Below are 2169 nucleotides of genomic sequence, written 5' to 3'. Positions count from 1 at the left end.
GAATTCCTCAACTAGTAGTTCCCGGCTGCTTGGATATGGTCAATTTTGCCCAAATAGACACGGTTCCTCAAGAATATCAAACAAGGAAACTTTACAGTTGGGCCCCGGATGTAACACTCATGCGAACCAATATATCAGAAAATAAGGTTTTGGGGAAACAACTAGTAGAGAAATTGAAGAACACTACCGGGCCTAGGGAAATTATAGTCCCATTGAAAGGTATCTCACAAATAGATAATGAAGGTGGGGTTTTTTATGATCCAGAAGCAAATAGTGCACTCTTTGAATCAATAAAGTTGACTGCTAAAAATGAAATTCATGTAATAGAAATGGACGCTCATATCAATGATGAAGCCTTTGCTAGAGCCTTGGTAGACCGATTATTGAAATTAATGAAATAGTACTTGATATTTAATCGAATTAGAACCAAAAAAAATATAAAATGCCGAACAAATGGACAGGTAAAGGGAACCCATACACCCGCGAGGAAGTCAGACAACGATTGCAAAAAACTTTGGCTCAAAAGAAAGCCATTATTGGTGCAGGGGCTGGAACAGGAATTAGTGCAAAATTCATAGAAAAGGGTGGTGCCGATTTTCTGATTGTATATAATTCCGGACGATTTAGAATGGCTGGCCATGGCTCCACAGCTGGCCTTATGGCTTATGGTGATGCGAATGCAGTAGCCATGGAAATTGGTGAGTTTGAAGTCTTGCCGGTAGTTGAAGAAATTCCGGTATTTTGCGGCGTTCACGGATCGGATCCTCGAAGACGTATGTGGCATTTTCTTCAACAAGTAAAAGCAATGGGGTTTTCAGGAGTCAACAATTTCCCAACCCATTCTATTGTGGATGGTAATTTTAGGGATATCCTCGAAGAGACCGGAATGGGGTTTTATAAGGAAGTGGAAATGGTTCGTATAGCCTCTGAAATGGACCTGTTCTCATGTGTTTATGTGGCCACTCCAGAAGAGGCCGTTCAAATGGCAGAGGTGGGAGCGGATGCTATTATTGCTCATGTAGGAACTACAGTAGGAGGATCAATTGGAGTAGTAGGAGCAACTGTTGATATGGACTTCGCTATCAAACGGACCCAAGAGATCATTGAAGCAGGCCGAAAGATCAATAAGGATATCCTATTCTTAGCTCATGGTGGACCTATAAATACTCCGGATGATGTGAAGGTAATACTCGCCAACACAGATGCTCACGGATTTGTAGGTGCCTCTTCTTTAGAGCGAATGGCTGTAGAATCTTCATTAACAGCATTGACTCAAGACTTCAAATCCCTCAAACTTTAAGTTATAAATTTCAACAATTATAAGGGCGGATATTTTTGATCTGCCCTTAATTTATTTTTATGAAAGTTATTACTTCCAAAAGCCATTTCGGAGGGAAAATATTCCAAAACCTCCTGAATAGCTTGGTTGGTTCAACCTAATCGGCTTTTGGTATCTTTCAACTATGTGCAGCACAACAGTATGGACCATCGTCTCCTGATCACAGATGCCTGTTATTAAAAAAATTAATGGCTGGAGGGTAAAGGGCGACCTTGCCTTAAAGCTTTGGAAAGAGGGTTATTGAAAGATATTCCTCAGTATGTTATGGTAAACCATTCAGACCGTATCATGCAATATTAAAGTTATGACTATATAGTCCTGTTGGAAAATAACAAAGTGTAGATCAATAAGTAAACGAAATAGTTCATAAAAAATGCCAGGCCGGGTTATCCCAGCCTGGCTTCTCGTCGGGGTGACAGGATTTGAACCTGCGACCTCTTGCACCCCATGCAAGCACGCTACCGAGCTGCGCCACACCCCGAGATTACTCTTAAGAATCCTTTTATTGCTTTAAAAGGAAAGGCAAATTTAATCTATTTTCAATTAATTAAAAGAGATTCGATTCAAAAATAACTTTTAGAATTAGATTTAAAGATAGACAAGAAAAAGTAGGGTGAATGATGAATTTTTTTATTTCTATAAGTGGTTGATTCTGAATGAGAATTTATTTTGTTGAAAAATAAATTATAAAAACCATCATCTCATATTTGGAAAAAAATAACTTACCTGTTATGTTTGCATCTCAATTAAGGCAAAGGCCTAAAAAGAAAAGCAAATTCCTCCTTAGCTCAGTTGGTTAGAGCATCTGACTGTTAATCAGAGGGTCCTTG

The 2169-nt window shown here is 39.1% G+C and carries 2 protein-coding genes and 1 tRNA gene; 2 read left to right on the top strand and 1 reads right to left on the bottom strand.

From position 1 onward, the window contains the following. Both AAC037_RS23795 and AAC037_RS23790 read left to right on the top strand, forming a co-directional pair. Positions 1–401: Tm-1-like ATP-binding domain-containing protein (locus AAC037_RS23795; RefSeq protein ID WP_339906136.1), on the top strand; the 401-nt coding region annotated here is incomplete at its 5' end. 41 nt (positions 402–442) lie between these two features. Next, a complete protein-coding gene (locus AAC037_RS23790) occupies positions 443–1300 on the top strand; it encodes a phosphoenolpyruvate hydrolase family protein (RefSeq protein WP_339906134.1) in 858 nt (285 codons plus the stop codon). A gap of 446 nt (positions 1301–1746) precedes the next feature. Here AAC037_RS23790 and AAC037_RS23785 read toward each other — a convergent pair. Next, positions 1747–1820 (bottom strand) — tRNA-Pro (locus AAC037_RS23785). Between the last annotated feature and the right edge of the window lie 349 nt (positions 1821–2169).

Source organism: uncultured Cyclobacterium sp., assembly GCF_963976465.1.
In the GTDB taxonomy this organism is placed as follows: Bacteria; Bacteroidota; Bacteroidia; order Cytophagales; family Cyclobacteriaceae; genus Cyclobacterium.
Note: the sequence above shows the minus strand (reverse complement) of the source record. Positions and strands in the feature narration are given on the sequence as shown.

Bases quoted from the DNA above. Each gene is read 5' to 3' on its own strand.
- AAC037_RS23790 (WP_339906134.1), top strand. From the start codon at position 443: ATGCCGAACAAATGGACAGGTAAAGGGAACCCATACACCCGCGAGGAA.